At 34.4% G+C, this 25,189-nt stretch carries 29 protein-coding genes; 2 read left to right on the top strand and 27 right to left on the bottom strand.

The annotated features are described in order from the left end of the window. From ureG to AABL85_RS06360, 7 genes are all read right to left on the bottom strand, one after another. Complete coding sequence (gene ureG / locus AABL85_RS06390; RefSeq protein WP_341309561.1) at window positions 1-639, bottom strand: urease accessory protein UreG; 639 nt, start codon at window positions 637-639, stop codon at window positions 1-3. 12 nt (window positions 640-651) lie between these two features. Then, complete coding sequence (locus tag AABL85_RS06385) at window positions 652-1,344, bottom strand: urease accessory protein UreF (RefSeq protein ID WP_341309560.1); 693 nt, start codon at window positions 1,342-1,344, stop codon at window positions 652-654. 3 nt (window positions 1,345-1,347) lie between these two features. Continuing rightward, window positions 1,348-1,845, bottom strand: coding sequence for an urease accessory protein UreE (locus AABL85_RS06380; RefSeq protein ID WP_341309559.1), 498 nt, complete (start codon window positions 1,843-1,845; stop codon window positions 1,348-1,350). Window positions 1,846-1,933: 88 nt separating this feature from the next. After that, the gene (ureC, locus tag AABL85_RS06375; protein WP_041892670.1) at window positions 1,934-3,655 is read right to left on the bottom strand and encodes an urease subunit alpha; all 1,722 of its coding nucleotides are present in this window, start codon (window positions 3,653-3,655) and stop codon (window positions 1,934-1,936) included. Continuing rightward, window positions 3,652-4,026 (bottom strand): urease subunit beta, encoded by a 375-nt coding sequence (gene ureB / locus AABL85_RS06370; protein WP_341309558.1) that lies wholly within the window; start codon window positions 4,024-4,026, stop codon window positions 3,652-3,654. Before ureB ends, ureC begins: the two co-directional genes overlap by 4 nt. Before the next feature lie 16 nt (window positions 4,027-4,042). Next, a complete protein-coding gene (gene ureA / locus AABL85_RS06365; protein ID WP_006258220.1) occupies window positions 4,043-4,345 on the bottom strand; it encodes an urease subunit gamma in 303 nt (100 codons plus the stop codon). A gap of 129 nt (window positions 4,346-4,474) precedes the next feature. Then, a complete protein-coding gene (locus AABL85_RS06360; RefSeq protein ID WP_341309557.1) occupies window positions 4,475-4,861 on the bottom strand; it encodes a hypothetical protein in 387 nt (128 codons plus the stop codon). Between the two features lie 158 nt (window positions 4,862-5,019). Here AABL85_RS06360 and AABL85_RS06355 point away from each other — a divergent pair, with 158 nt between their 5' ends. After that, entirely contained in the window at window positions 5,020-5,490 is a 471-nt protein-coding gene (locus tag AABL85_RS06355; RefSeq protein WP_341309556.1) for an OsmC family protein, read from the top strand. 170 nt (window positions 5,491-5,660) lie between these two features. Here AABL85_RS06355 and AABL85_RS06350 read toward each other — a convergent pair whose 3' ends face one another. From AABL85_RS06350 to AABL85_RS06305, 10 genes are all read right to left on the bottom strand, one after another. Further along, window positions 5,661-7,271, bottom strand: coding sequence for a Fic family protein (locus AABL85_RS06350; RefSeq protein WP_341309601.1), 1,611 nt, complete (start codon window positions 7,269-7,271; stop codon window positions 5,661-5,663). 165 nt (window positions 7,272-7,436) lie between these two features. Next, complete coding sequence (locus AABL85_RS06345) at window positions 7,437-9,863, bottom strand: TonB-dependent receptor (RefSeq protein WP_341309555.1); 2,427 nt, start codon at window positions 9,861-9,863, stop codon at window positions 7,437-7,439. Window positions 9,864-10,075: 212 nt separating this feature from the next. Further along, the gene (locus AABL85_RS06340; protein ID WP_341309554.1) at window positions 10,076-10,582 is read right to left on the bottom strand and encodes a GNAT family N-acetyltransferase; all 507 of its coding nucleotides are present in this window, start codon (window positions 10,580-10,582) and stop codon (window positions 10,076-10,078) included. Between the two features lie 8 nt (window positions 10,583-10,590). Next, entirely contained in the window at window positions 10,591-11,358 is a 768-nt protein-coding gene (locus tag AABL85_RS06335; protein WP_341309553.1) for an ABC transporter ATP-binding protein, read from the bottom strand. After that, window positions 11,355-12,353, bottom strand: a complete 999-nt coding sequence (locus AABL85_RS06330) for an iron ABC transporter permease (protein ID WP_341309552.1) — start codon at window positions 12,351-12,353, stop codon at window positions 11,355-11,357. The genes AABL85_RS06335 and AABL85_RS06330 overlap by 4 nt, the downstream gene beginning before the upstream one ends. A 7-nt stretch (window positions 12,354-12,360) precedes the next feature. Further along, a complete protein-coding gene (locus tag AABL85_RS06325) occupies window positions 12,361-13,365 on the bottom strand; it encodes an ABC transporter substrate-binding protein (RefSeq protein WP_341309551.1) in 1,005 nt (334 codons plus the stop codon). A gap of 123 nt (window positions 13,366-13,488) precedes the next feature. Next, the gene (locus tag AABL85_RS06320) at window positions 13,489-13,959 is read right to left on the bottom strand and encodes an urease accessory protein UreE (protein ID WP_341309550.1); all 471 of its coding nucleotides are present in this window, start codon (window positions 13,957-13,959) and stop codon (window positions 13,489-13,491) included. Further along, window positions 13,946-14,653 carry a hydrogenase nickel incorporation protein HypB gene (hypB, locus tag AABL85_RS06315; protein WP_341309549.1) on the bottom strand — a complete coding sequence of 236 codons (708 nt, stop codon included), beginning with the start codon at window positions 14,651-14,653 and terminating at the stop codon, window positions 13,946-13,948. Before hypB ends, AABL85_RS06320 begins: the two co-directional genes overlap by 14 nt. 10 nt (window positions 14,654-14,663) lie before the next feature. Continuing rightward, window positions 14,664-15,011 (bottom strand): hydrogenase maturation nickel metallochaperone HypA, encoded by a 348-nt coding sequence (locus tag AABL85_RS06310; protein ID WP_006258232.1) that lies wholly within the window; start codon window positions 15,009-15,011, stop codon window positions 14,664-14,666. 499 nt (window positions 15,012-15,510) lie between these two features. Beyond that, entirely contained in the window at window positions 15,511-15,879 is a 369-nt protein-coding gene (locus tag AABL85_RS06305; RefSeq protein ID WP_341309548.1) for a winged helix-turn-helix transcriptional regulator, read from the bottom strand. Between the two features lie 94 nt (window positions 15,880-15,973). On the opposite strand from AABL85_RS06305, the gene AABL85_RS06300 reads away from it, so the two are divergent. Then, window positions 15,974-16,576 (top strand): nitroreductase family protein, encoded by a 603-nt coding sequence (locus AABL85_RS06300; RefSeq protein ID WP_341309547.1) that lies wholly within the window; start codon window positions 15,974-15,976, stop codon window positions 16,574-16,576. Between the two features lie 243 nt (window positions 16,577-16,819). Here AABL85_RS06300 and AABL85_RS06295 read toward each other — a convergent pair whose 3' ends face one another. From AABL85_RS06295 to AABL85_RS06250, 10 genes are all read right to left on the bottom strand, one after another. Next, window positions 16,820-17,308: a MarR family winged helix-turn-helix transcriptional regulator gene (locus AABL85_RS06295; protein ID WP_341309546.1), complete on the bottom strand. Its 489-nt coding sequence runs from the start codon at window positions 17,306-17,308 to the stop codon at window positions 16,820-16,822. A 61-nt stretch (window positions 17,309-17,369) separates the two neighbouring features. Continuing rightward, window positions 17,370-17,657, bottom strand: coding sequence for a hypothetical protein (locus AABL85_RS06290; RefSeq protein WP_341309545.1), 288 nt, complete (start codon window positions 17,655-17,657; stop codon window positions 17,370-17,372). Window positions 17,658-19,475: 1,818 nt separating this feature from the next. After that, the gene (locus tag AABL85_RS06285) at window positions 19,476-19,796 is read right to left on the bottom strand and encodes a hypothetical protein (RefSeq protein ID WP_341309544.1); all 321 of its coding nucleotides are present in this window, start codon (window positions 19,794-19,796) and stop codon (window positions 19,476-19,478) included. Window positions 19,797-19,882: 86 nt separating this feature from the next. Then, a complete protein-coding gene (locus AABL85_RS06280) occupies window positions 19,883-20,260 on the bottom strand; it encodes a hypothetical protein (protein WP_341309543.1) in 378 nt (125 codons plus the stop codon). Between the two features lie 72 nt (window positions 20,261-20,332). Continuing rightward, on the bottom strand, window positions 20,333-20,641 hold the full coding sequence (locus AABL85_RS06275) for a hypothetical protein (RefSeq protein ID WP_341309542.1): 309 nt from the start codon (window positions 20,639-20,641) through the stop codon (window positions 20,333-20,335). A 126-nt stretch (window positions 20,642-20,767) separates the two neighbouring features. Further along, a complete protein-coding gene (locus AABL85_RS06270) occupies window positions 20,768-21,661 on the bottom strand; it encodes a helix-turn-helix transcriptional regulator (protein ID WP_341309541.1) in 894 nt (297 codons plus the stop codon). A 55-nt stretch (window positions 21,662-21,716) separates the two neighbouring features. Further along, the gene (locus tag AABL85_RS06265; protein WP_341309540.1) at window positions 21,717-22,469 is read right to left on the bottom strand and encodes a hypothetical protein; all 753 of its coding nucleotides are present in this window, start codon (window positions 22,467-22,469) and stop codon (window positions 21,717-21,719) included. A gap of 94 nt (window positions 22,470-22,563) precedes the next feature. Continuing rightward, window positions 22,564-23,424: an alpha/beta hydrolase gene (locus AABL85_RS06260; protein ID WP_341309539.1), complete on the bottom strand. Its 861-nt coding sequence runs from the start codon at window positions 23,422-23,424 to the stop codon at window positions 22,564-22,566. A 166-nt stretch (window positions 23,425-23,590) separates the two neighbouring features. Next, a complete protein-coding gene (locus AABL85_RS06255; protein ID WP_341309538.1) occupies window positions 23,591-24,088 on the bottom strand; it encodes a hypothetical protein in 498 nt (165 codons plus the stop codon). 454 nt (window positions 24,089-24,542) lie between these two features. Then, window positions 24,543-25,025, bottom strand: coding sequence for a hypothetical protein (locus tag AABL85_RS06250; protein ID WP_341309537.1), 483 nt, complete (start codon window positions 25,023-25,025; stop codon window positions 24,543-24,545). Window positions 25,026-25,189 lie beyond the last annotated feature (164 nt).

Here is a 25,189-nt window from a genome sequence, read left to right as displayed (position 1 = left end):
CTATCTCAATAAATTAGGTTCTTCAATATCCTCTAACAAAGCATATTTTTTAATCCAACCCACTATATCTTCTAACCCTTCTCCTGTTTTTAAATTAGAGAATAAGAAAGGGGCTCCTTTTCTCACTCGTCTTGCATCTGCCTCCATCACATTTAGATCTGCACCTACATAAGGAGCTAAGTCTTTCTTATTGATTAACAACAGGTCAGAACGTGTGATGGCTGGTCCTCCTTTACTTGGCATTTTCTCCCCTTCTGCTACATCTAATACGAAAACAGTAATGTCGGCTAAGTCAGGGCTAAAGGTAGAAGATAAGTTATCTCCTCCACTCTCAATAAAAATCAACTCTAAATCAGGAAAACGATTAGCTAACTCATCTACAGCTTCCAGATTCATACTCGCGTCTTCGCGTATAGCAGTATGAGGGCATCCTCCTGTCTCTACTCCTATAATTCTATCTTTTGGCAATAGACTATTCTTAGCCATAAACTCTGCATCTACACGAGTGTAAATGTCATTAGTAATTACAGCTAGATCATATTCATTTAATAATCGACGACTCAATCGTTCAAGTAGAGCTGTTTTACCTGATCCAACAGGTCCTCCTACTCCTATTTTAATATATTTTCTATTTTCCATATTGTTGATTGTTTATGATAAATAAAGTCTTGAATAAAGGCGTTCGTGTTGCATACATCTGATGTCAAAACCAATATTACACAGACCGATAAGGTTTCTATCCATTACTAATGACTCTTCACTTAGTTTCAATAAATCATCGTGTAAGTAATACAGAATATCTTGCCCATCTAGTTGCCCTAGTGGTACTAGCTTTACAGCATTGGTAACCATCCCTATAGCTGCATTGTAGTAATATGCATGCATAGCTTCTACTAAAGGAATTTGCATTACTGCTGCAAAGACTCCATAAAGGATACAATAGTGATTATAAGTTTCTTTTGCCTTAATCAATTGTTCCCATTGTTGTACTACAGCATGCTCTCCACTGTATCTACTAAATATCTTATATAAACGCAATCCCAGCTTCTGACTACCTTGTCTTATTTCCATTGGCCCTTTTAGTGCATTACACTCTTGATCCAATGCGATTAGCTCTTTAAAATCTCCCAACACAGTAGCATCATAGGCTAACTTCATTAGTGCTGCATCATTGTACTTAATATTATACCATAGATTATGTCTTATATACTGATCTGCTGATATCTTATCACACACCATCCCATTTTGTACATAGGTTTCTAACCCATTAGAATGTGTATATCCCCCTATGGGTAATGCTGGATCTGCTAAATGCAATAACCTTCCTAAAAATGACTCTTGCATATTCTATAATTTTAATGATAAACTACCTTTAGGCAGCGTAAACGTAAACTTCTTATGTTGTTCAAAATCAACATTTGCATTTAGTGGGCATTTCAACTTCTTATTTACAATCTCTATTGTATATCCATTTTTGTCAAACCACTCCAGCATTGAACGCTCATAAGGCATATACAAGCTATTACCTTCAGCAAAAAGTGGAATATGCTTGTTTCCTATTTCATAAGCCACTAAACCTAATGTAATCATATCAGATGCTGTAAAGGCAATAGCTTCACAAGGCAAAATAGATACCATGATTACTTTTTGCTGGTCTTCATATAGGATATCCCCATCTTTTAAACTCTGCCCTTTACCTAAAAAACGAATAGCAATAGATACCCCTTCAGCTGTCACTAGACGTTGAATACGCTTCTCTACTTGATACCATTCGATGTATAGATAATCGATATGCTTCTCTATCTCTTCTGACTTACAATTTCTTATCGCTTGAGTTACTAGCATTCTTACGTTTACTTAAAAATGAGAATACAGGGTTAAAAAACCTTGTATTCTCTTGTTGTTGGTTTATTTGTTTGTTGTTTCTTATAGTTTAAAACAAGAAATATCGCTGTCCTAGTGCCACCTCATCTATTGGTTTACAAGTGATTTTCTTACCATCTATACTTACCTCATAGTTCTCTGGATTCACAATAATCTCTGGTGTAGCATGATTGTGAATCATATCTGCTTTAGAGATATTACGACAGTTAGTCACTGGAAGTAATGTTCTAGCGACCCCATATTCTTCTTGAATACCTTTTTCTAGAGATACCTTAGAGACGAAGTTAAAACAAGTGTTAGTTACTGCTTTTCCTAATCCTCCATACATCGTTCTTAAGATAATAGGCTGTGGTGTAGGGATAGACGCATTTGCATCTCCCATTTTAGACGCAGCTATCATTCCTCCTTTGATAATCATCTCTGGTTTCGCACCAAATAAAGCGGGTTTCCATATCACTAAGTCAGCTATTTTACCAGGTTCTATCGATCCGATATAATTAGATACCCCATGAGCAATAGCAGGGTTGATTGTATACTTCGCTACATATCTTTTTGCACGGAAGTTATCATTCCCTGTTCCTTCATCCTCTGCTAGACTACCGATTTGTTTCTTCATCTTATCAGCTGTTTGCCATGTTCTAGTGACTACTTCACCTACACGTCCCATAGCTTGAGAATCAGAACTCATAATACTAAATACTCCTTGGTCTTGCAAGATATCTTCAGCAGCAATAGTCTCAGGACGAATACGCGAATCCGCAAAAGCTACATCTTCAGGAATATCTTTACTCAAGTGGTGACACACCATTAGCATATCTAGGTGCTCATCGATTGTATTCTTTGTAAATGGTCTTGTCGGGTTAGTTGACGCTGGCAATACATTAGGGTACATTGCAGATTTTATAATATCAGGTGCGTGTCCTCCTCCCGCTCCTTCTGTGTGGAATGTATGGATTACACGTCCATTAATTGCTTGCATTGTGTCTTCTAAGAATCCTCCTTCATTTAACGTATCTGTATGTATCGCTACCTGCACATCATATTGATCTGCTACAGATAACGCTCTATCGATAGTAGCTGGAGTAGCTCCCCAATCCTCGTGTATCTTTACTCCTAAAGCTCCTGCTTCGATCTGTTCGATAATAGGCTGTTCTGTACCTACATTTCCCTTTCCGAAGAAACCAAAGTTCATAGGTAAGTGATCCACAGCTTGCATCATACGTCTAATACTCCATTTACCAGGAGTCACAGTTGTTGCATTTGTTCCATCTGCTGGCCCAGTACCTCCTCCTATCATGGTTGTCACTCCACTGTATAGGGCTGTCTCTATCTGTGTAGGACTGATATAGTGAATATGAGTATCTATACCTCCTGCTGTAACGATATACCCTGCTCCTCCATGTACTTCTGTAGAAGCCCCGATAATCATATTAGGACTCACATCATCCATCGTATCAGGGTTACCTGCTCTACCTACACCTACTATCTTACCATCTTTAATACCGATATCTCCTTTCACGATACCCCAGTGATCAATAATAATCGCTCCTGTAATCACCATATCTAACACGCCTTCATGACTAAGGTGATTAGAAGATTGCATCATTCCGTCGCGTACAGTTTTTCCTCCACCGAACTTACTCTCGTCTCCATAACTTGCAAAGTCTTTCTCTACCTCAATGATAATCTCTGTATCTCCTAGGCGCACTCTATCTCCTACTGTAGGACCAAAGATTGCACTGTAGTTTGCTCTACCAACTTTTAAACTCATAATGATTTGTTTTTAAAGTACTGTTTCTCTACTTTTTTCATCGCTATAGCTTTAGCTTCTTCAGAGATTGTTTCTCCATTGGCTAAATCGTTATGTCCATATATCTTACGTGCACCTGCATAAGGTACTAAGTCTACCTCTTTTTCTTCTCCTGGTTCAAAACGAACAGCTGTACTAGCAATAATATTTAATCGTTTACCAAATGCCGCAGCACGGTCAAACTCCATCATTTTATTAACTTCACAAAAATGATAGTGAGACCCTACCTGGATAGGTCTATCTCCTTTATTAACTACTGTAATGGTAGTAATCTCTCTACCTTCATTACAGATGATATCTTCCTCTTTAATAAAATATTCTCCTGGAACCATTTGTTGACGTATTAAATTATCGAATAGGGTTGTGTACTGTCACTAGCTTTGTTCCATCAGGGAAAGTAGCTTCTATTTGTACATCGTGAATCATCTCGGCAATTCCGTCCATTACATCTTCACGTGTTAATAGTGTAGCTCCATACTGCATTAACTCTGCTACTGTTTTTCCATCTCGTGCCGCTTCTAAAAGCTCACTACTGATATAAGCTATAGATTCAGGATAATTTAGTTTTACCCCTCTAGCCTTACGCTTTTTGGCTAATTCACCAGCCAAGTGCAAAAGCAACTTTTCCGTTTCTCTCGGTAATAAATGCATATATATTTTTAATTAAAATTGAAAAAATAGAATAACACTCCAACATAGATTTAACTACATTGGCTACATATTGATTGATTAACTAAGTAGCAAAGATTTGACCACAATTACCCTGTAGTCATTATTTTTTTAAACTATCCCATGAGGAATCTTAAGTGACTGATATAGCAAATATTTCGCTCTATGCTGTTGCAGATAAGCAGATACATTGTCCTCACTTAAAACGGGTGTAGTAAAACGCTCATTAAAAACGTATGTATGCAGAAAGTGTAGTACATCACCTAAATCTATTTTCTCTGTAGAGAAGTCCTTAGTGTCTAATGAACTTACATATTCCACCTCTACTTCTATTTGACAAAAAACTTTAGACGCTTCTTTCTTGCTAACTTGATCAGATAACAAAACCTTACCTGATACGGCATAATTCTTCCCTGTCTCTACACGTTGGCTTGCAAATACAAATCCAAAATGAAAGAGAAAAAAACACAAAACGATAATTCGAGATAATGCTTTCATAACAGCGTTATATACCTTGTTCTTAATTATGCCACAAAGATAAAATCTATATACTCCATCTAATAGCACAAATCTTGACTATACTACCATAAAATAGGCAATTCAGAACATAAATCGTTAAACTTGTCTTTATCTTTATGGACATAAAACACACAACAATGAAAACACATAACTATCAAGCTACCATAGAGTGGACAGGTAACAAAGGAACAGGAACTGATAACTACAAGAACTATGAAAGAGATCATTCTATTACAATTGATTATAAACCTGCTATATTAGGTTCATCTGACCCTGCTTTTAGAGGAGATAAGACCAAACACAACCCTGAAGTTATGCTTATTTCTTCTCTATCTTCTTGCCATATGTTGTGGTACTTACACTTCTGCTCTGTAAATAATATTATTGTAGTAGCATATACAGATCATGTGACTGGTGTAATGATAGAAGAAGTAGATGGCAAAGGTAGATTTATTGAAGTTACACTCCATCCTACGGTAGTTGTAACTAATAAAGATATGGTCGAAAAAGCAAAAGAACTACATCATAAAGCCAATGAATATTGCTTCATCGCTAACTCTGTAAACTTCCCTATCAAACACAATCCTACTATCCTTATACAACAATAGACATCTAAGAAGTTGTCGACGGCATTGTTTTAATCCAAAATAATAATACTGAAAACCCTAAAAAAGTAATCATTCTTACTAAATACACCACAATACTAATACATATTTCTAAAGAAAATCAAATATTCTATAATCACTACTAAAGAATAAAACCAACTCTTTACTTTATACTATCGCTTCTTTTTAAGTAAACTCTTTGCTGTTGCTTTCCCTTTTTCAGTTAAATAGTATTTCTGGTTACGACTTGTAGGTTTATCAGGAATTGTCAAAGCAATATATTCTCTTTCAAGAGCTGCTTGCAAGTAATTTCTTCTAAAATTATCTCTATTTAATAGCCCTAATTTCTCTTGTAATTCTTCTCTACTGTGTATATCAATAAAAGCTTTTAAAAGCTCTATAACTTGGGGACTATCTTGCATGGTGTCATGCACGTTATCATGGATGGTATCTTGCACGTTGTCTTGCATGGTATCTTGCACGTTGTCTTGCATGGTATCATGCACGGTATCTTGCATGTTATCATGCACGTTGTCTTGCATGGTATCTTGCACGTTGTCTTGCATGTTATCTTGCACGGTATCTTGCATGGTATCATGGATGTTTACTTGCATGGTGTCATGCACGTTATCATGGATGCTATCTTGCACGGTATCATGAATGGTAGCTTGCACATTATCTTGCATGGCATCATGTTCAATAAGTACAAGAGGTTCTGCTGAAGGAAGGGTAATCTTCAAGAAGTTTTCTGAAAACTGAAAGCAATCTGTACCATAAGCCTGTAATATTCTAGGTACACCTGACCCTAATTGTTCTACTAGATCCAAGTCTTTAAATATTCGCATGATTTCTTTATTTCGAGGTACAGAAAAACCATAAAAAAACTCTTCTTTTGACAGTCCGTCAGGCAATCCTCCATAGGAAGTAATCTCTAGTCGATCATCGAATATCTCAAACTTAGGAGCGATCTCTCGAGTATAATCATTGTGCACAAAGGCATTTAAAACAGCTTCCCGCAAAGCGATTACATTCCATAAACGCCTTTCTTTCCTTTCTTTTGCTGTGATTTTAGCTAGAGTCCGATTCTCTACATTTAACTTATCTAGTACTTGGTGAGTTGCTTTTATCAATGATTCATAACCAAACTCATTACTCTCTTCTAACTCTACCCTATCTAGCCCTATATAACGAGCTACTTTAACAGAGACACTATTGCTATCACTCATTAGATAAGCGACATAATTATATTCTTCTTTCTCGGTTAAAAGCTCTAGATTAGTAGCGAACTGCTCATTCAATGTCTTATTGATAAACTGAAAATAGATATGTAGTTGTTGGAACTGTAATTGTTGTTTAGGAGATCTAATCTTACTAATAGAGTTCCTAGTCCGTTTACTATATAAGTCTTCTATTAGTTTAGTGGTCATGGGTTCTGAAGAGCTTCCTATTCTAATAAACGTTCCTTTCTCTGACATTCCATATTTCTTGATATAATAAGGTTTCTCAGATCCTCCTGCTATAATAATTTTTATAACATTCTTGCCCTCTGTATTTTCAACAACTAGATCAAATAGACCTAAACACGAAGGAAGTATATTAGTCTTTAACCGATCTTTAATAACTAATTGCTCTTGATCAAGATTTTTTACCCCTATAGGGATACCTTTATTATTAATACCTATATAGAGTACACCTCCTTCATTGCTATTTAAGAAAGCGACAACTTCTTTTTCTAAATCTGAAGTTAGCTGTTGTTTAAATTCTAGATGCTTATTTTCGAACATAACTTTAGCATTATTAACCACAACTAAAATACTGATTACTAAACCAATAAAATAAATCAATTCAAAGAAGCTTAATCTTTTTTAGCAAATAAAAAACCTCAATAGAATACATCTATTGAGGTTCTTTAATTGTCACAAATTTAAAATCTGTGATATATCATATATCTAAAAATTGTATCCTAATGACACCATCACATTACGAGGTGCGCCTGCGAACACTCTTGTATAGTCAAATCCTCCAAGGAAGTAATATTTATCAAATATATTATTCACATTGACAGCTAATTTAAACTTGTCTAAGTGATAATATACTGCTGCATTAGCCGTCATATAAGCTGGTAAATATCCCCACTGAGCATTCCCTTGAGCATCTTTGCCTACGCTTTCACTTAGTCTGCGCTGATCTACATAATAGGCTCCTGCCCCAAATCCCAATCCTTTAAGTGCTGTATCTGAAAATACGTACTTTAACCAAATACTAGCTGAGTTCTTAGGTGCTCCAGGTAACAATTGTCCTTCTTCTGAAGCGATAGCAGACTCTTTCACCTCAGTGTCATTATAAGTATAGTTGGCCATGATTTGAAACTCTTTTGTAAGCTGTCCTCTCATATCTAACTCTACCCCTTGAGAGATTACTCTCCCTGACTGTCTATACACTGGTAATCCTGCTTCTGTCAACTGTCCTGTACCGATAAGCATATCTCTTCTTTCGATTCTAAATAAAGAGAAATCCATTTGCAACTGATTATCAAAGAAACCTGTTTTTAGCCCTGTCTCTACTTGGAAACTCTTTTCTGACTTAAACGCACTATCCGCTCCGTAATCTTTATAATTCGCTACAAAGTTAGCAGCCACTGGCACATATCCCTGAGAATAACTAGCGAAATAATTAATCTTATCATTGATAAGGTAAGTTAACCCAACTCTAGGTAGCCAAGCATTCTGAGTCGCTGTAAAAGGAACCTTAGTATCTGTACTCTCTGACTTATAACTCTCATGTCTCAACCCCAATACCATTTTTAATCTTTCTCCTACAGAGATCTGATCTTGGATATAAACTCCTGTGCTCTTGTAAGGGCTCATAAAAGGATATTGTGTATTTGATCTCCATACATAATTAGTAATATCAGCACCTTGATATACAGGATTATTCATGTCAAAAGTCAAAGCTACTACCTCTCCATTTTCTTTCTTACTGCGCGCCTCGCGTTGATAGCTATTTTTATCACCCTTATACTGAGCATAATCTACTCCTACTACGATATGGTGGTCGATATTTTTGCCATATTTATCCCATTTTAAATAAGATACAAAGTTATCCGTATACTCCTTACCATGACGATCAAAGAAACGCAGGTTCACCACCGTGTTCTCTGGCGGGTTAGCATATGTATTTAGTGTTCTGTGCTCATTTAAGTCTTCTTCATAGATAGACTTCATATAATTCACATGTAGATTTACATTATCTGTAATACGCTGTGTTAAGCGTCCACTAAGTGTCGTAGTCTTTGTCTTAAAATAATCTGAAGGTTGGCTCAAGGTAAAGGTACGTGGCAAAGCATATAAATCTCCACCCTTAGTACTCATACCTCTATCTAAATAACCATTGAATTGATCAAATACTAAATCTACATCAAACCTCGTTCCCTCCACTGGTTTAAACGTGAACGAAGGCGCTACCGCAAAATTCTTGCGGTTATTAATATCTCTAAAGGTTTTAGAACTTTCGTACCCTGCATTTAAACGATATAATATCTTCTTATCTTTATCAATAGGTCCTCCTACATCAATAGTAGTTCTTAAGGTCTCGAAACTCCCTGCTGAGAAATTAATTAATCCTTTGTGATTTTCTAATGGTTTTTTAGTAACCATATTAATTGTTCCTCCAGGAGCAATATCTCCAAATAAAGAAGCCCCTGGCCCTTTAAGGACTTCAATACTCTCAAAGTTAATCGTCATCGGCGAACGATAGTAACTCTCTCCAAAACCATAAGCAGAACGCATTCCATTTATTAGACGAATACCGTTGTCATATCCACTTTTAAATCCACGGATAACAAACTCATCATAAACCGATGCCTGTGTTACACCTGCCAAATCAGGGATTACATCTGCTACTTGGAACACTTGTTTGTCCTCCATTAACTCACTCGATACAATAGAGATAGACTGAGGCAAATCCTTTATTCTCCCATTGTACTTTCCGCCTAACACTGTAGAGTTGGTTAAATAAGAATTATTTCTTCTCGCTGTCACCAGAATCTCTTGTAATTGACTCACGTCTTCTTCAAGCTTAATGACAAAACCTTCTTTATAGCTCGCCTCTGTAAGCTCTATTGACTTCTGCTTATATCCCAGTGCATTAATCTGTAGTAAAAGAGGAAACTGCACTTGATCTACTGTTGTAAACTCCCCTCTTTCATCACTCTCTTCTACATGATCAGTACCAATCGTAACAGTAGCATAAGCTATGGGAGTATTCTTTTCTCCTAATATTCTACCCGATACCTTCTGAGAAGTTTGGGCATTAGAGAGATAAGGAAGTAATAGAGACAATGCTATTATTCCTAATTTGTTTAAATATGTTTTCATTAGTAAATGTGTTTCTTAGTTTATATCCGATGTAGATGTACTCAAGTTTGCCTTTACTTTGGAATAAGTCCGTAGTATATCCGTTGTGATTCCGTAGTGATTCCGTTATTTTGCTTAAAATAACGGAATCAGCATAGACTTACATTATAAACACTACAGCCTTATTCAAAGCAGAGGTAATATAAAGCAGCAGTAAGAGCCTATAATCCTAGCTATCTATCTCTGACTTTTCTATCCATATGCAGGGTCTCAAACTCGCCATACATCGTCGTTTTAATGAGTTGAAAACCTTGTTTTTGCCAATATTCAAAAGCGCCTGTCAGAAAAGGATGAGTATGTAAATACATTATTTCTATCCCTTTCTCCTTCGCTACTTCTAATAAAGCATAAAATAACCTAGTTGCTAACCCTGTACGTCTATAAGGAGGTTCTACAAAAAGACGAGCTACCTCTACTATACGATTATCTCTATAATCTAAATAATCAAACCGATAATCATAAGGCATCATCCCTATTACCCCCATAATATTATCATCACAATCTCTTGCCTGTAGAAAACATCCGTCTGGATGCAAAAGATAAGTCTGTTCAAAATTTAAAAGATCTTGGGGGACTATAGTATTATCTAACATAGGGAAAAGACCTTTTCTAAACGCTTTGACATATTCTTTTATATCTTGAGCTTGATGTAACTCTACTTTACTGATCTGGATATTCATAATACCAATTATATTAAAGGCATAAACATAGGTTTACCTTGATTGTCTATACGGTGTAAGGGCAATTGATACGTTGTTTCTAACAATCGGTGTAACTCGTCCCCTTGTATCTCTTGTATGCCGATTAGCTGCTTCTCTTGCATTAAGTAAAAGCGTTCTCCGTACATAAAAGCAAGGTTGGGGTCATGCATCACACACAGAACTGTTGTTCCCTCTTCTGCCAATTGCTTAATACACTTAAGTACCGCTACCTGATAATGTAAGTCTAAGTGATTAGTGGGTTCGTCTAACATCAATATCTCTGGTTTCTGTACCAATACACGACAAAGCAAAACAAGCTGACGCTCTCCTCCTGACAAAGAAGTATAAGGTTTGTTTATCAAATGAGATAACCCAAAGCGAGATAAGATTCCTTCTACTTCTTCAAAATCTTGTTCTGAAGGAGAGAATTTTGCAAATGAAGCCCTTCCTGTCAAAATCACCTCCTTTACAGTAAAGGGGAAAGTAGTCTGATGAAACTGATTTAGAAAACCAATACGGATATGTTGTTCCTTACCTGGTTTAATCATTCTGCGTTCTTGTCCATCAAAAGACACTTTACCCTCATACTTTTTCTCTAAACCCGCTAAGATGTTAAACATCGTAGACTTACCACTTCCATTTCGCCCTAGTATGATAGATAGTTTTCCTTGTTCAAATGAAGCGTTAACTTTATCCAATACAATCTCTTTTCCATAAGAAAAGGATAGATTATTAATATGTATTATCTGTCTCATGCGCTCCAACTCGTTAAACTTTTCTTCATCAAGTAAATAAATATAGGGGCACCTATAATCATCGTGAATACCCCTACTGGAATCTCAAAAGGCATTACAGCACGTGAAAAATCATCAATCAATAATAAGAATGATCCTCCAATACTAATATTCGCCCAAACGCCAATATTGTTATTAGGTCCAAATATCATTCTACTCATGTGAGGCACAATCAGTCCGAATAAACTAATCACTCCTACTGCTGCTACTGAAGAGGCAGTAATCATTGTCGCCACACAGATAAGTACAAGCTTTAAATACTTAGGATTCACTCCTACTGCTAAAGCTTCATTATCTCCTAAAGACAAAAGGTTAAGCTTCCAACGCAGCAATACAATTATAAATAAACCCAAAAGTATAGGTGCAAACGCAGTGTAGACTTTAGACCATGAAGCAGTGTGTAAGTTTCCCATTGTCCATTGTACTATCGCTTGTAGTTTATAAGGATCACTCATATACTGTAACAAGGTTAGCAAAGCAGTAAATACTCCTGACACGATAATTCCTGACAAGACCATACTTACTATAGAAGTACGACTCCCTGCATAGGATACTGTATAAGTCAATGCGACAGCACATATCCCAAAGGCAAAGGCAGATAGATTAATCGATATAAAGGGAAATAACATAGCTAAGGCTGCTCCAAAAGCCGCTCCTGAAGAGATACCTAAAGTAAATGGATCTACTATAGGATTGCGAAAAATAGCTTGTAACACTCCTCCTGATACAGCAAGAGAGGCACCTACTAAAAACGTTAAGATAATACGGGGCAAACGCACCTTCCACAAGATCGTATCTATCGGGTCTGTAGAGAGTTCTGAATTACTAAACCACTTCACAGCATGAGTAAATAATTCTGATGGAGATAAAGTCCCCGTAGTTCCCAACATAAGAGACCCTATTAATAACCAAATAGGGATGATCCACAATAGCCCAACTTTAATGCTATATCTCATATATGGTTTATTTCTGACCTTTTGTATTGTATAATATATTCATAGCTTCATCTATCTCTGCTCTTAGCGCATCTTCTGTGTACTCTGGGTAACTCCATTGACGAACCTGTTTGGCAAATAATAAAAACTTCACTGTATGTGGATCATACAAGAACGAAGGCTTCATAACCTTCACTTGTTTATTGACTACTGCTGGTAGGTTAGCTAATTCGCTTAGTCCATATACATCACACTCATTAGAGTTCCACAGAAGAATGATATCAGGATTCCACTTGTATAGCATCTCCGCTCCTACATTAGGAGCTTGCATCTCTAAAGGGCATGCATTAATAGCCCCTGATAATGTGATCGCCATATCCATTAAAGTACCTTTACCCGAAGTAGAAAGTACTCGTCCTTTAGACCAAGCATAATATACTTTCTTTGGGCTTTCTACTTTAGAAGCTTCCATTTCTGCTACTTCTTTTTCTATATAATCTGTGATTTTAGTAGCGCGATCAGCTTTCCCGAGTAGTGTTCCTATTCCTTTTAGTTCACTAATAATACCTCTTTTATCTTCACTAGCAATAGTAAACACTGCGATACCTAGATCTTCTAGTTGAGCTACAGCTTCTGCATCTTGATCAAAAGTGATGACTAAGTCTGGCTGAAGTCCTATAATCGCCTCCACATTAGAAGCCCCTCCACCGAAAGTAGGTGTTGCAATCTCTTTCATAGCCATACGACTATCTAAAGTAGATAGAAAAGAGAAAGTATCTTCATTCAAATAAATTTGTTGAGGAATACCCACCAACTTCTCCTGTGCATCTAACATAAACACATCATCTACTAGAGCCTCGTATAGCGCTACCACACGTGTAGCAGGTTTAGATAAACGAACCTCTTTACCACGGCTATCAATAGCTGATACAGTTGTATTTGTCGATTCTACAGTAGATGTAGTTGTACTTTGTTTACACGATTGTAACAATACAAGTGAAAACAATGCAGTTATTAAATATCTTAATTTCATAATTCTTAGAATTTACTCGTCACGGATTGCAAATACGCGACAACTGAGTTGCGGTTTACAGTTAACGGTTTACATTACGATCGGCCTTCAATTTCCTGTTTCCCATTCCCTGTTTTCAGTTCCCTATTTACTGTATTTCTTTTTAAGCAAATGTTGTGTGAGCAACTGTCTCTTCTCTAATACGATATTATTAGTAAACTTACCTACCAATTGTTCATATAGATTACCATCATAAGGTACTAAGAAGGTGTTGTCTCCTTCTATAAACACAGGTAGATGCCTATTGCCAATATAAAAAGAGAAATCAGCTACCTCATGCCCTTTATCCGATTTAAACAATATTGCTAAAGTGGGTTTAACAACTAGTTGTGCTATTAATTCTCCTTGACAATACAATGCATCTCCATGTTGCCAGTCTCTATCCTCTTTCAGCAGATGTAGTTCAACCCCGTTAGTAGTCAATCGATGAAATAGATGCTTTTGTGTTTCGAACCATTCGATTTCAAACACATCTATTCCCTCGACAATTCGTTCACGAGGTTGAATATCATCTATATAAATTGTTTGTTGCATAGGTGAATTACTCTGCTGCATTCGCTTTTTTAGCTTTCACGCGTTCTTTTAACCATTCGCACCACTCGTCTATTCCCTCTCCATTCGTTGTACTAATCGTCAATACTTCAATATTTGGGTTAACCTCTCTAGCATCTTTCGTTACATTCTCTACTGTAAAAGGAACATAAGGAAGTAAATCAGCTTTAGACACTAACATTAATTCGCTAGTCAAAAACATACGTGGATACTTTTTAGGTTTGTCATCTCCTTCTGTAGTTGCTAACAACGTTACTCTATAATCTTCTCCTAAGTCGAAAGCAGATGGACATAATAAATTACCTACGTTCTCTATGAATAATAAATCAGTACCTTCTAAATCAATATGATCTAGAGCTTGAAGAATCATCTGTGCTTCAATATGACACATTCCTCCTGTTACAATCTGAAGTGCATTTAATCCCACTTCTTTCATACGAACAGCATCTCTATCTGTTTCTGGATCTCCTACTAATACTGATATGTTTAAGTCTTTTCCTAGACGTTTACCTGTTTCTTGCATTAAAGTCGTCTTACCAGAACCAGGAGAAGAACAAACATTAATAACACAAGCGTTTTTTAAGCGTTCTCTAATAGCATTTGCAACAAAGTCATTTGCTTTTAATAAGTGTAAGGTAGTATTATCACATTGTAATGATCCTACGCGGTTTCCTAAACTTTTTGGATTAGATGCCATAAATAATGATTTATAATGATTGTTTAAATATTACTTTTGAAATATATAATTCGTTGCCCTGTACAATATCAGCTGACGGAGTACCACATGGGCAAACAAATCGGTGATATTCTACCTTAAAGTCTTTATCACAACTGTGACAGTGCGCTATGATATCATTGACCACCACCTCTAACTCCATATCTCTATAAACCTCATTATCGATGATAAAGGCATCAAAAGCATTCTGTATTAGCACAGGCTGTACATTAGATAACAACCCAGCTGTGACCTGTATTTTCTGAATATCTTCTACCTTAGCCTCATAGTGCTCTTCTAGTGTAGAAAAGATATCTTTCACGATTGACAATTCATGCATCGCTTTACATTTTAATTCTATATATACTCTACTATAACAGATAAAAAGGTATCTACAATTTTTAGACCCTTTTTTGTTTAACTGTGAAACTTGAAGTAATTCTTTACAGTTAAACTGTTTTTTGATTAGTGTGGATTCTCGCTGATTAAGTCAGTACTATTCTTTTCGGTTTGAATAGACACTAATTTCACTTTTCTTTACAAAATACTTTAAAGTGGTATTTCTAAGAATTGTTGTTGTTAATAAATCAAAACCAACCACATACTAGCCACTCCCCCTTTATTAACGGTACAAATGTAAAGACTCTTCTCCATCAAGAATAGCACAAATCTTGACTATACTACCATAAAATAGGCATTTACATTTCTTTAAGAGTGATAAATGAAGAAAACAGGAGTTAGGGAACACTAAAGTATAAGAAATAAAAGAAATACTTATTCTCTTTCCCTAAACACTGAATCAAAAAAAGGATATTACATTTCTATAATATCCTTCTTAACTATTCTATCGAACACGGAGGGAGACTAATCACCTTCACCTTATCATTGCTTTTAATAATTTCTTTACCAACATCAGAAATAGCTCTGAGCAATGGAATTAGTGATTTACCAAAGTCAGATAATTCGTATTCTACCTTTAAAGGCGGTTTACTAGTATACACTGTTCTAACCACAATACCGTCTGCCTCTAATTCCTTAAGTTGCAAACTCAATGTGCGCTCTGTGATATTTGGCATGCCTTTGCGCAATTCGCTGTATCTCTTTTTTTCTATTAAGTGAATCAAAATGGCTGCTTTCCACTTCCCTCCTATAAATCGCATCGCTACACTGGTACTACACGGATATTCTTTATTATCGATACTATACATGGGCTACTATACTTTTTGACCGTTATTGCAAAGGTAATTTACTATACTTAAGTTTGCAACTATAAAAATGATAGTATAACATAAAATTGAAAATATGAGTTTTTTAGAAATTGCTAAAACTAGATACACAACAAAAAAATATGATGCCACAAAAAAAGTAAGTGGTGATAAATTAGAACAGTTAAAAGAGATACTACAATTAAGTCCTTCGTCGATTAATAGCCAACCTTGGAAATTTACGATAGTACAAAGCTCTGAGATAAAAAATCTATTGGCTACTAAATCTGCTTTTAACGAACAAAAAATTAAAGACGCAAGTCACTTAATCGTTTTCAATGTGATCAGCACTAAAGAACATTATGAAAAACTACGTCTAGAAAATGCTGCTGAAGGATCTAAAATGTATTACAACAACTTTTTAAAACCTAAATCAGAAGAAGAAGTGACAGCTTGGTTAAAAAATCAAGTATACATTTCGCTTGGTTTCTTTCTTGCGGCATGTGGAACGATGGAAATAGACGCCACACCAATGGAAGGAATAGACACTATAGAATTTGACAAAGTAATCAACGAAGACGGAATCTACAAAAGTACTTTTGCTGTTGCGATAGGATACAGAGATCAAGAAGATGCTAATCAACCATCTGTAACTCCTAAAAATCGCCTAGATAAAGAAACTACAATAGAAGTTAGATAATTAAACTACAACTTATGTATCCTCTAACAACAAAAAAGCCAAGGAATCTTATCCTTGGCTTTTTTGTTTTACACAATTGTCTTCTAAAACACATTTCAGAATTCATATCGCACACCTTCCTGATACCCTTTTAAAAAGCATTTTAAAAGGCTTTACACAATCACTACATATTTACTCCTTCAAACAAAAAGAAACTCTTAAAACAGCTTATTTTGAACTATACAATAAACTCATTAAGAAACATTACTTTTCATCGCTCGCCGAAGTACTCTCTGAATGATTGTGATTCTCAAACAATGATTTTAAATTAAGATCAACAATTGGACGATAGGGACCTAATACATTAAAAAAAGTATTGTCAACTTCTTCAACAACCACTAACGCTTTTTGTAAAAGTTCTACTCCACTCGGAGTCAAAGTAATCACTTTTGCACGGGTATCCACAGGGTGATCTTTGCGCTTAATTACCTTCTTCTCTTCTAAGGTGCGGAGCACTTTTGACACCATCATACGATCCGTATTACTGTGATTAGCAATATCTATTTGCGTAACACTATTACCCTCTTTTGACAACAATCCCAAAGCAGAAATCAAAACAAACTGAGTATGTGTAATGTCTATTTTATCCAATTCTCTTTTCATAGTACGTTGCCATAACAACGTTACTTGCCACAATAAATATCCTGAACTTTCTTCAGGAGTTTTAAACGAGAAGTTTACTTGATCACTCATATTATTCTAATCATTAATAATTATTACAATTTCTTTACAAAACACAAAAGCGCTTAAAACGCTAAACAGATTCTTTCTCTCTATCAGATTTTTTTCTTAAGTAATGCGTCCAATGCATTGGTATTAATCTAAACCACTCACAAGCGTTTAAATAATCTAAGCCAGGATGTGGTGTTTTTCCACCCAAATCCTCTTTTAATAATTCCTTCCAAAAACACATCATCTTATCAACTTTTTTCAACCCTAACTCAGTCTCTTTTTTACTAACCGGAGCGATAGGAATATAATCATCCGAAGCAGGTACTTTTATCTTCACAGGAGGAAATTTACCTAATATAGTATAGACCATAAATCCTTTAAAATTCTTTCTCTTATCACAGTTGTTTTTTGTCTACACACAATGCTCAATTTACTTGTCATGAAAATACAATGTAGAATTAATTAGATGCAAATAAATCTATCCCAAAGACCAATGATCTACTGATCCATTCTTAGAAATTTCTTCTTCAGAATATGTTTTTAATGCTTTTTTCCATACTTTTGAGACCTTCTCAAAGTCCCTAAGACACTTCTTTATACTACAGAATGCTTAAACATTGTAGTTACAAATATAGTAATTACGACAACAATATAAAACATCAAAACATAAATAACATTAAAAATAAATATTATTATTTAATATTCAGAAACTTATAGTATTTATATAAAGTTTAAGTTCACTATACTTTAAATAGTTAATTTTAAAAAACTAGAAAAATAAAATTCTAAAATACTAACTTAAAAGAAGTAAAAAGCACATAACAACACTCACTAAAAAGACTGCCATTTTGACAAAAAGCTCTTACTAAAAAACAAGACATCTGTCAATACCCTAAAATATCTCGAGTAAAGCTTTAGTTAGAAAACACTTAAAGTAAAACTTCATATAATCAACATAACTTAAAAAACAAATCTACCCAATAACCTTACTAAACAGATTATAAAAACATCATTATAGCAATCAAAAGGTATCAGCTAAAAAAGAAATAAGCACCCTCTTTTTGGAAATAAAACAGCCTACTCCTCCACTCTTCTCTTATATATAGATACACAAAAAAAACATATATTATTCATCCTAATATGACTTATTATCACAGTCCAAAAACTATACATAAACAGCAACTAAGCCTCAATACCTCTAAGACCATTAATAGCACTTTTTACACACAAAAGAATAGAAAAAGGTTTCCACAAAAAGAAGATTTGATTAGTTAAATCGTCTACATGCAGAATAAATATTTTTACTGATATGTATACAAAAAAGATTAAAAAGACCAAGAGACACTGTTTATAAAAGAAAAAAAGAATGCCTAAATAACAACAACTCAATCACAATAACTTATAATATATACAATTACATTTAAAAAAAGAAAACTCTCCCAATTTATAATATCGTAAGACCAATCAAAAAACAAGATAGAAATAATCATAAACAAACCCTCTAATACAAAGGAATGAATAATACAAAAATGTCTTTATTAAACCAAAATATAAAAGACAACAATTTAAAAACAAAACTATTAATTATTGTAAAAAAGACTCACAATATAGATAGTCCAAAAAGACCAAAACAGAAAAGTATAAAATGACAAAAAAAAACAATATACAACCTAACAAAAAGACAGATCTCTCCTCATTGAGAAAATAACTAGTAGTCAAAAGTTAATTGAATTACCACTGTCCTTTTGTCAAAAATAAGTACCTAAAAGTATGAAGCACCTCTAGCTACTCTATCCAAAAATAAGATCGTTTCAGACATAAAAACAGGTAAAAAAGGAAGCATTAATACCTTATAGAATCATACTAAAACAACTATTATTGTATTAAAATAGGTTCAAAATACCTCATTTTACTTCTCAGAACGATAAACAAAACAGTAAAAAGTAATATAAAGAGCACTAAAAGCACCACACCTAACAAGAGTTATTAGGAAGTGTAATAATGAAAATAGTTCATGAGAAGGCTTTAAAAAGCTCCTAAAACAGTAAGATTGTCTGCACTACATCTAAAACAGCACATAGACCTAAAACACTTTAAATAAACAATTTAGAGAAGCAAGCTAGCAATACAAAAAAGATAACTAACACAAATAAAACTAGTTAAGTATAAGAGGGGAATTAGAATACTTCTATCCTTTTTTACTGTAAAAAAATTTGTTTAAAGCCAAAAATAACAGATGAATTACTAGCATTCCTCCTATCCCTATAAACCAAAAAAACAAGTATACACCTAGGTCAACCATACCACATCGAGAACTCGAGAACTCATCTATTGGATATAATTTTGAAACAAATACAGAAGGAAGAACAATCAGAAATAAGAAAAAAACAAGAGCAAATAATACATATCTCCACTGTTTACCCCCCTTTTTATAGAAGATTAAATATCCTAATATTTGAACTACTAAGACTAAAATAATGGTCACTAATGGATTGAGATAATAAAACATACTGACGAATTTATAGATATCAATGTTTAGGGATTTATCCCAACTATTACTTATACAAAGTAAAGAGAATCTCTATCAATAACTAGCTATTGATAGAGATTCTCTTTTCGAAAGCGAAATAAAAAAGTATTATTAAAAAGGTAAAACACACCTGCTCCACTAAAATACATCACGCAATCCAGCCAATCTCCCGTATAACGTGGATTGTGCTTGGGTAAGTACCACTCAAAGTAGACACTATAGTATAAAGCCACAAAAAGGATAAGCGATAAAGGTAATAGAAGATCTGTCTGCTTCTTTAACTTCCTCAGTATGTATTGACAAATACTCAATACCAATGGTAGAGTCAAAAAATCATTGACATAATTATTCACCCATGTAGGCAAGGCTACATGTTCTCGCTGTAAACTATAAATCAACAATGACAGTGCTAAAGTTGTATAAAAAAGTAAACTCTTCATCATAACTAGAAGAGGAGCTATGGCTCATCGCAATATCCCCTCTCTTACTTTCTTTTAAAGTTAAAAAACAATACACTATGCAGCGATAAATCCTATAATATATGCAATTCCCGCCATAATAGATACTCCCACTACCCATATCCCATTGATAATCATAGCAGGTACTCTAATAAAAGGATTAGGATGTTTTAGCATTCTACGCGTAAACTTCTCAAACTTGGTTGGTTCTCTATTTATTTCTTTTTGAATACGCTCTTCTACTACTCTTTTTTGTTCTAATTGACGGCGCAACACTACATTAATAATCTCTCCACAATTCGTACAATAATCGCTATTGACGTTCTCTGTTTTACACTTTTGGCAAGTGACATAATGCTTACTCATCTCAGTTTGTATTTAAGAATAAACTTCTATTGTTGTTTTAATACTGCAAAATTGAGTTATTTAGAAAGCATAAAAAAGAACTCTTTTTACCCAAAACTGTTCCAATTCGCTCCTTTTATAAAGGTATTATAACATTTTTTTATAAGCTCGCGGAGAACAACCTACCTTTCGTTTAAAAAATTTACCAAAAAAAGAAGTGTTATTAAAATGTAAAGACTCCGCTATTTCAGATATACTCATAGTCGAATTAGCCAATAGCAACTGTGCCTCTACTATCACTGCGTCATCAATCAACTCCCCTATAGTCTTAGCCGTCACTTCTTTTATCACTTTAGACAAATAACCATCTGATACGCATAACTTATCTGCATAAAAACGAACTAACTTCTCTGATTTAAAATGAAGCTGAAGCAGTTCTAAAAATTGGATAGTAAGACTCTCCTTACGAGATAAATTACTCTTTAACTCCTTGTAATTGTAATGACTAGCTTCTACTAATTCTAATAGCAATAGATCGAATAAATGCTTAATAGCTTCTTTTTGATTTGCCGACTTTCTCTTTTGATTATTCTTCCTGCTGAGTAAAATACACAATTCCCAAAGCGAGCACTCTTGTTCTTTATTCAATATCAAACTATTAACTGTATTAGGAGCTAATAAGATGAAAGTACTCTTCTCATTCTGGGTATGTGTATTCTCTATCGCAAACGCTCGATCAAAGCTAATAGCGATAAAGTTGATATCTTGACTAAACTCTTTAAATAAAATAACCATTTGCGGAGGAATGATCGTTATAGTGCCTGATTCTAATCGGTATTCTATTAGATTGACCTGTACGGTGATTATTCCTTGTGTGACAAAGAGCAATGTATAATTCTCGTTTCGATAAGGATGCTTTAAAGGATTCTCTGTAAAAGAAGTATGTATATCAACATAGATACCGCTATCCTGATATTCCTGATCTAATAATCGGAGAATATCCTTTATCGTATAATCATATATCTGATCAGAATTAATCATCTTTTTTATTTACAAAAATAGAGAAAACCTACTTGATATACGCTCTATTATCCCATTAGAAGCCATCTACTTTTACTAAGTCTATTACTATTTTTAGCCCAGTTAGCAACTTATACTCCATCTTCACAAATCCATATTGTTCAGAAAAATAAGACACTAACTCTGTTTCCCCTAAAGTAGACTTAGCTGTAGAAACCACCTTTAGACAAGACAAATCTCCTAAAGCTGTAGAAACCATCTCTTGTTTTTCTATCCTGTAGGTATAGTCTAACAAGAGCTTTCCTTTCCATTCTCCCCACACTGGATTAGACCAATAATCACCTATCCTCATCTGATCTGACCAAGTATTACCTACAGACTTACCTAAGTGAACATAAGGAAATGGAGCTGTCTCTAATGCTTTAAAGAAATGGGAACGCATTGGGTGTAACCATACATTGTGTCCATTCTCTACCAATCCAGTTGAAGATCTAAAATCAGTCATAGGTTCAAAGCTATATCTTATTTCAGTCTGTCTTTTATTTGTCCTTTTTCCTTTTATAAGATCTATAACTTCCATTTTAAACTGATTTGGCAGAGCCTCATCTTTAACAGAAGTCAAGTTCTCTGCATCCTTGGCGTCTATGAATAGATTATTTCCCTCCTTACTCTTAATCATATAAGAGTAATAAAAAGTGCGTCCCACCTTATAGATAGTATTGTCTACATCTACATTTTTTTTCTCTGTATATACTTTGTCGTAATTCTGTGCCATACTATTACTAGACACTACTAATACAAGTAAAATCAAAAAATAATATCTAATCATAATTCTGGATTAAAACTAAAGATAAGTGTTTCAACACAATATCCTATAAAAAAAGCTACCCTTATCGAGTAGCTTTAATATATTTATATCCATCTTATTTAGAGAAATATGTACTTGGATACAGTTTCTGAAATGCGTTATTTACTGCTTGGTGGATCACTGTTGAGTGTATCTCATTAGGCAAATAATCAAAGTGAGATTTGATATTCTTGTTCTTTTGAAGTGTTTTGTATAGTTGTTCCCCATACTCATACATCTTCACATCCTCTTCCTTATTAGGCACTCCTACATATACATTCACAGGTTGTTTTATCTTCTCTATCAGACAAGTATGTGTCTTATCTAACAACTTACCATCACCCCACCATAGACTCGGACTAATAATAATATAATTCGTAAACAGATAAGGATGATACTCTAATACGTACGTAGAATATAATCCCGCTAATGACTCCCCTATTACAGTACGAGTACTACTTCCTTTATAATTCTTCTCTATATAAGGAATCAATTCAGACTCTAAAAATGCTGTATAAGCCTCAGCTCTACCGTACTCTGGGAACATATCTTTACTAAAACCTGCTTTCTCTACGAAGTTTAGATTATCTACCGCGAAAGTCATATCCTTTCTACGGTTGATTGTCTCTATCCCTACGATAATAGAATTAGGAAAACGAGCTATCCAAGGTAGTGAGTTAAAACGCACTAACCCTGCAAGATGTATAAAGTCCTCTTCTACTCCTCCATCTAAGATATACACGACAGGATACTTAATAGTATCATTCGCATTATAATCAGGTGGCAAAACGATATTAATCGTTCTATCTTCACTTAGGATAGTAGAATGTAATTGATCTGTTGTTCCGAATGTAAGAGGTTTACTATTCGTTTGGCTAATACCAGATACACCTAATAGCAACATACCTGTTACTAATAATGTTTTTATATTTATCATGTTTGGTTAGTTAATTTGTTGGCTTCAAAGATAAATAAATCATTGAGCTACAAAAGTTTTTTTATACCAAAACACCCTTAAACAGTATAGTATTAACAAGATAAAATGAAGATTATTTATCTTTTTGTATTATTAGAACATCTATTAGTATAATTAAGACAGTACATTATTCTCGAGGTCTATTAAACCTCTCTTCAAATGAGACATAAGTATCCTTATACACTGCCATTCTATTATACTTTCTTATTGTTTCAAATATCTCCTCATCCTCACCTATAATCTCAGATAAGTGTATTCCATACCCTTCTACATCCCCAAATATCATTCTATTCCAAATATCATAGGGCTTATTCCTCTGTTTATAATAAGCACTAACGTCCTTCAACTTAATATAAACATAATTACCACCCTTCAATGAGGAAGAGAATACCACATCTCCTATATCTATCCATTTCAATCTAAGGTTAGCCTTATAATCAATAAAATAGTCTTCTGTCAATTCTATAATAGGAGTTCGTGTAAATAAGCATTTGAGATATCTCCATTCTGCCCATAGCAGCCCTTGTCCTAGATACATATAGATACTTAATGGAACAATGATAATTAGAAAGGCTACATTATAGTATATAATAAATGTAAGTCCTCCTATATATAGTAGTGTCATTATACATACTAAAGGTTGATAAAAAGAAACTGTACACTTATATTGCTGATTCATAACACTAAAATACAAAAAAGATAACTCAACTCAATGAAATTCTACTCATGAAGTGATAAAGTAAAGTGAACTTTTAAATCATTCTAGGCTTGCGAAGCACTTAACGGCCTTAATGGAAAAGTGAGCGTCAATAGGTGCTAATTCCGCAGAACAAAATTCTGTTTGACCGAAGGGAGTTAATTTTGTTCAGGAATTTGTGCCGTAATTGACCGCTTTGGAGTTAAAGCCTTGATTTTTTTGTTTACTTTTTTTATCAAGAAAAAAAGTAAAAGAAGAAACCGCGTAGCGAAAAGAGCGCAAGGATTTTGGATGGTGATTGTGTACCAATAAGGCGTGATATAGTCTCACGAAGTGATAAAATAAAGTAAACTCTTAAAACACCCTAAACTTGCGAAATACTTTATTTTACATCCTCTGCACAGCGATAAAAACTATCCTCCTCAGTTATAGATCGATAATAAAATGTCCCAATATCTAATCCTGTATCTTTAAACAATACATTAATATCTACCTCCGCTTCTTCTCTGTAGAACGCTTCAGAACTTACATATCCTACTGTCGCAGTATTCTGATTAAGAACAATCAAATCCTCGTGAAGACCTGTACCTATAATATAGTACCCTTGCTTATAGATGTCTCTATTGTGTTTTTTGAAGTTCACTTTATGTAAATGAAATACCTGATCAAAAGTGTTGATACCAAAACGCCACCCTGAACGATATGAATGACTAATAAAAAAAGCCCCTATCTCCTCACCGAAATTCTTGATAAAATTACCTTCCGCTGTCTTTGTTAACGGCCATTTGATTAGTTCATGCTCTTTGCTTAACAGCTCAACTGCCTGATCAAAAAGAACAACATTCACTTTACTTTCTTGTTCCATAGCTACCTTATTTCATTACAAAAATAGAACTTTCTATTTCATTGCCCTAAAAATACTTTTCTATAGAGATAAACACAATTACTTTTCATTAAAAAATAACATGTTACGCTGCATACACCCCATTTTTTATACGTCTTAATAACACTATATTTGTGACACAAAAC

Source organism: Myroides odoratimimus (genome assembly GCF_038039805.1).
In the GTDB taxonomy this organism is placed as follows: domain Bacteria; phylum Bacteroidota; class Bacteroidia; order Flavobacteriales; family Flavobacteriaceae; genus Flavobacterium; species Flavobacterium odoratimimum_B.
Note: the sequence above shows the minus strand (reverse complement) of the source record. Positions and strands in the feature narration are given on the sequence as shown.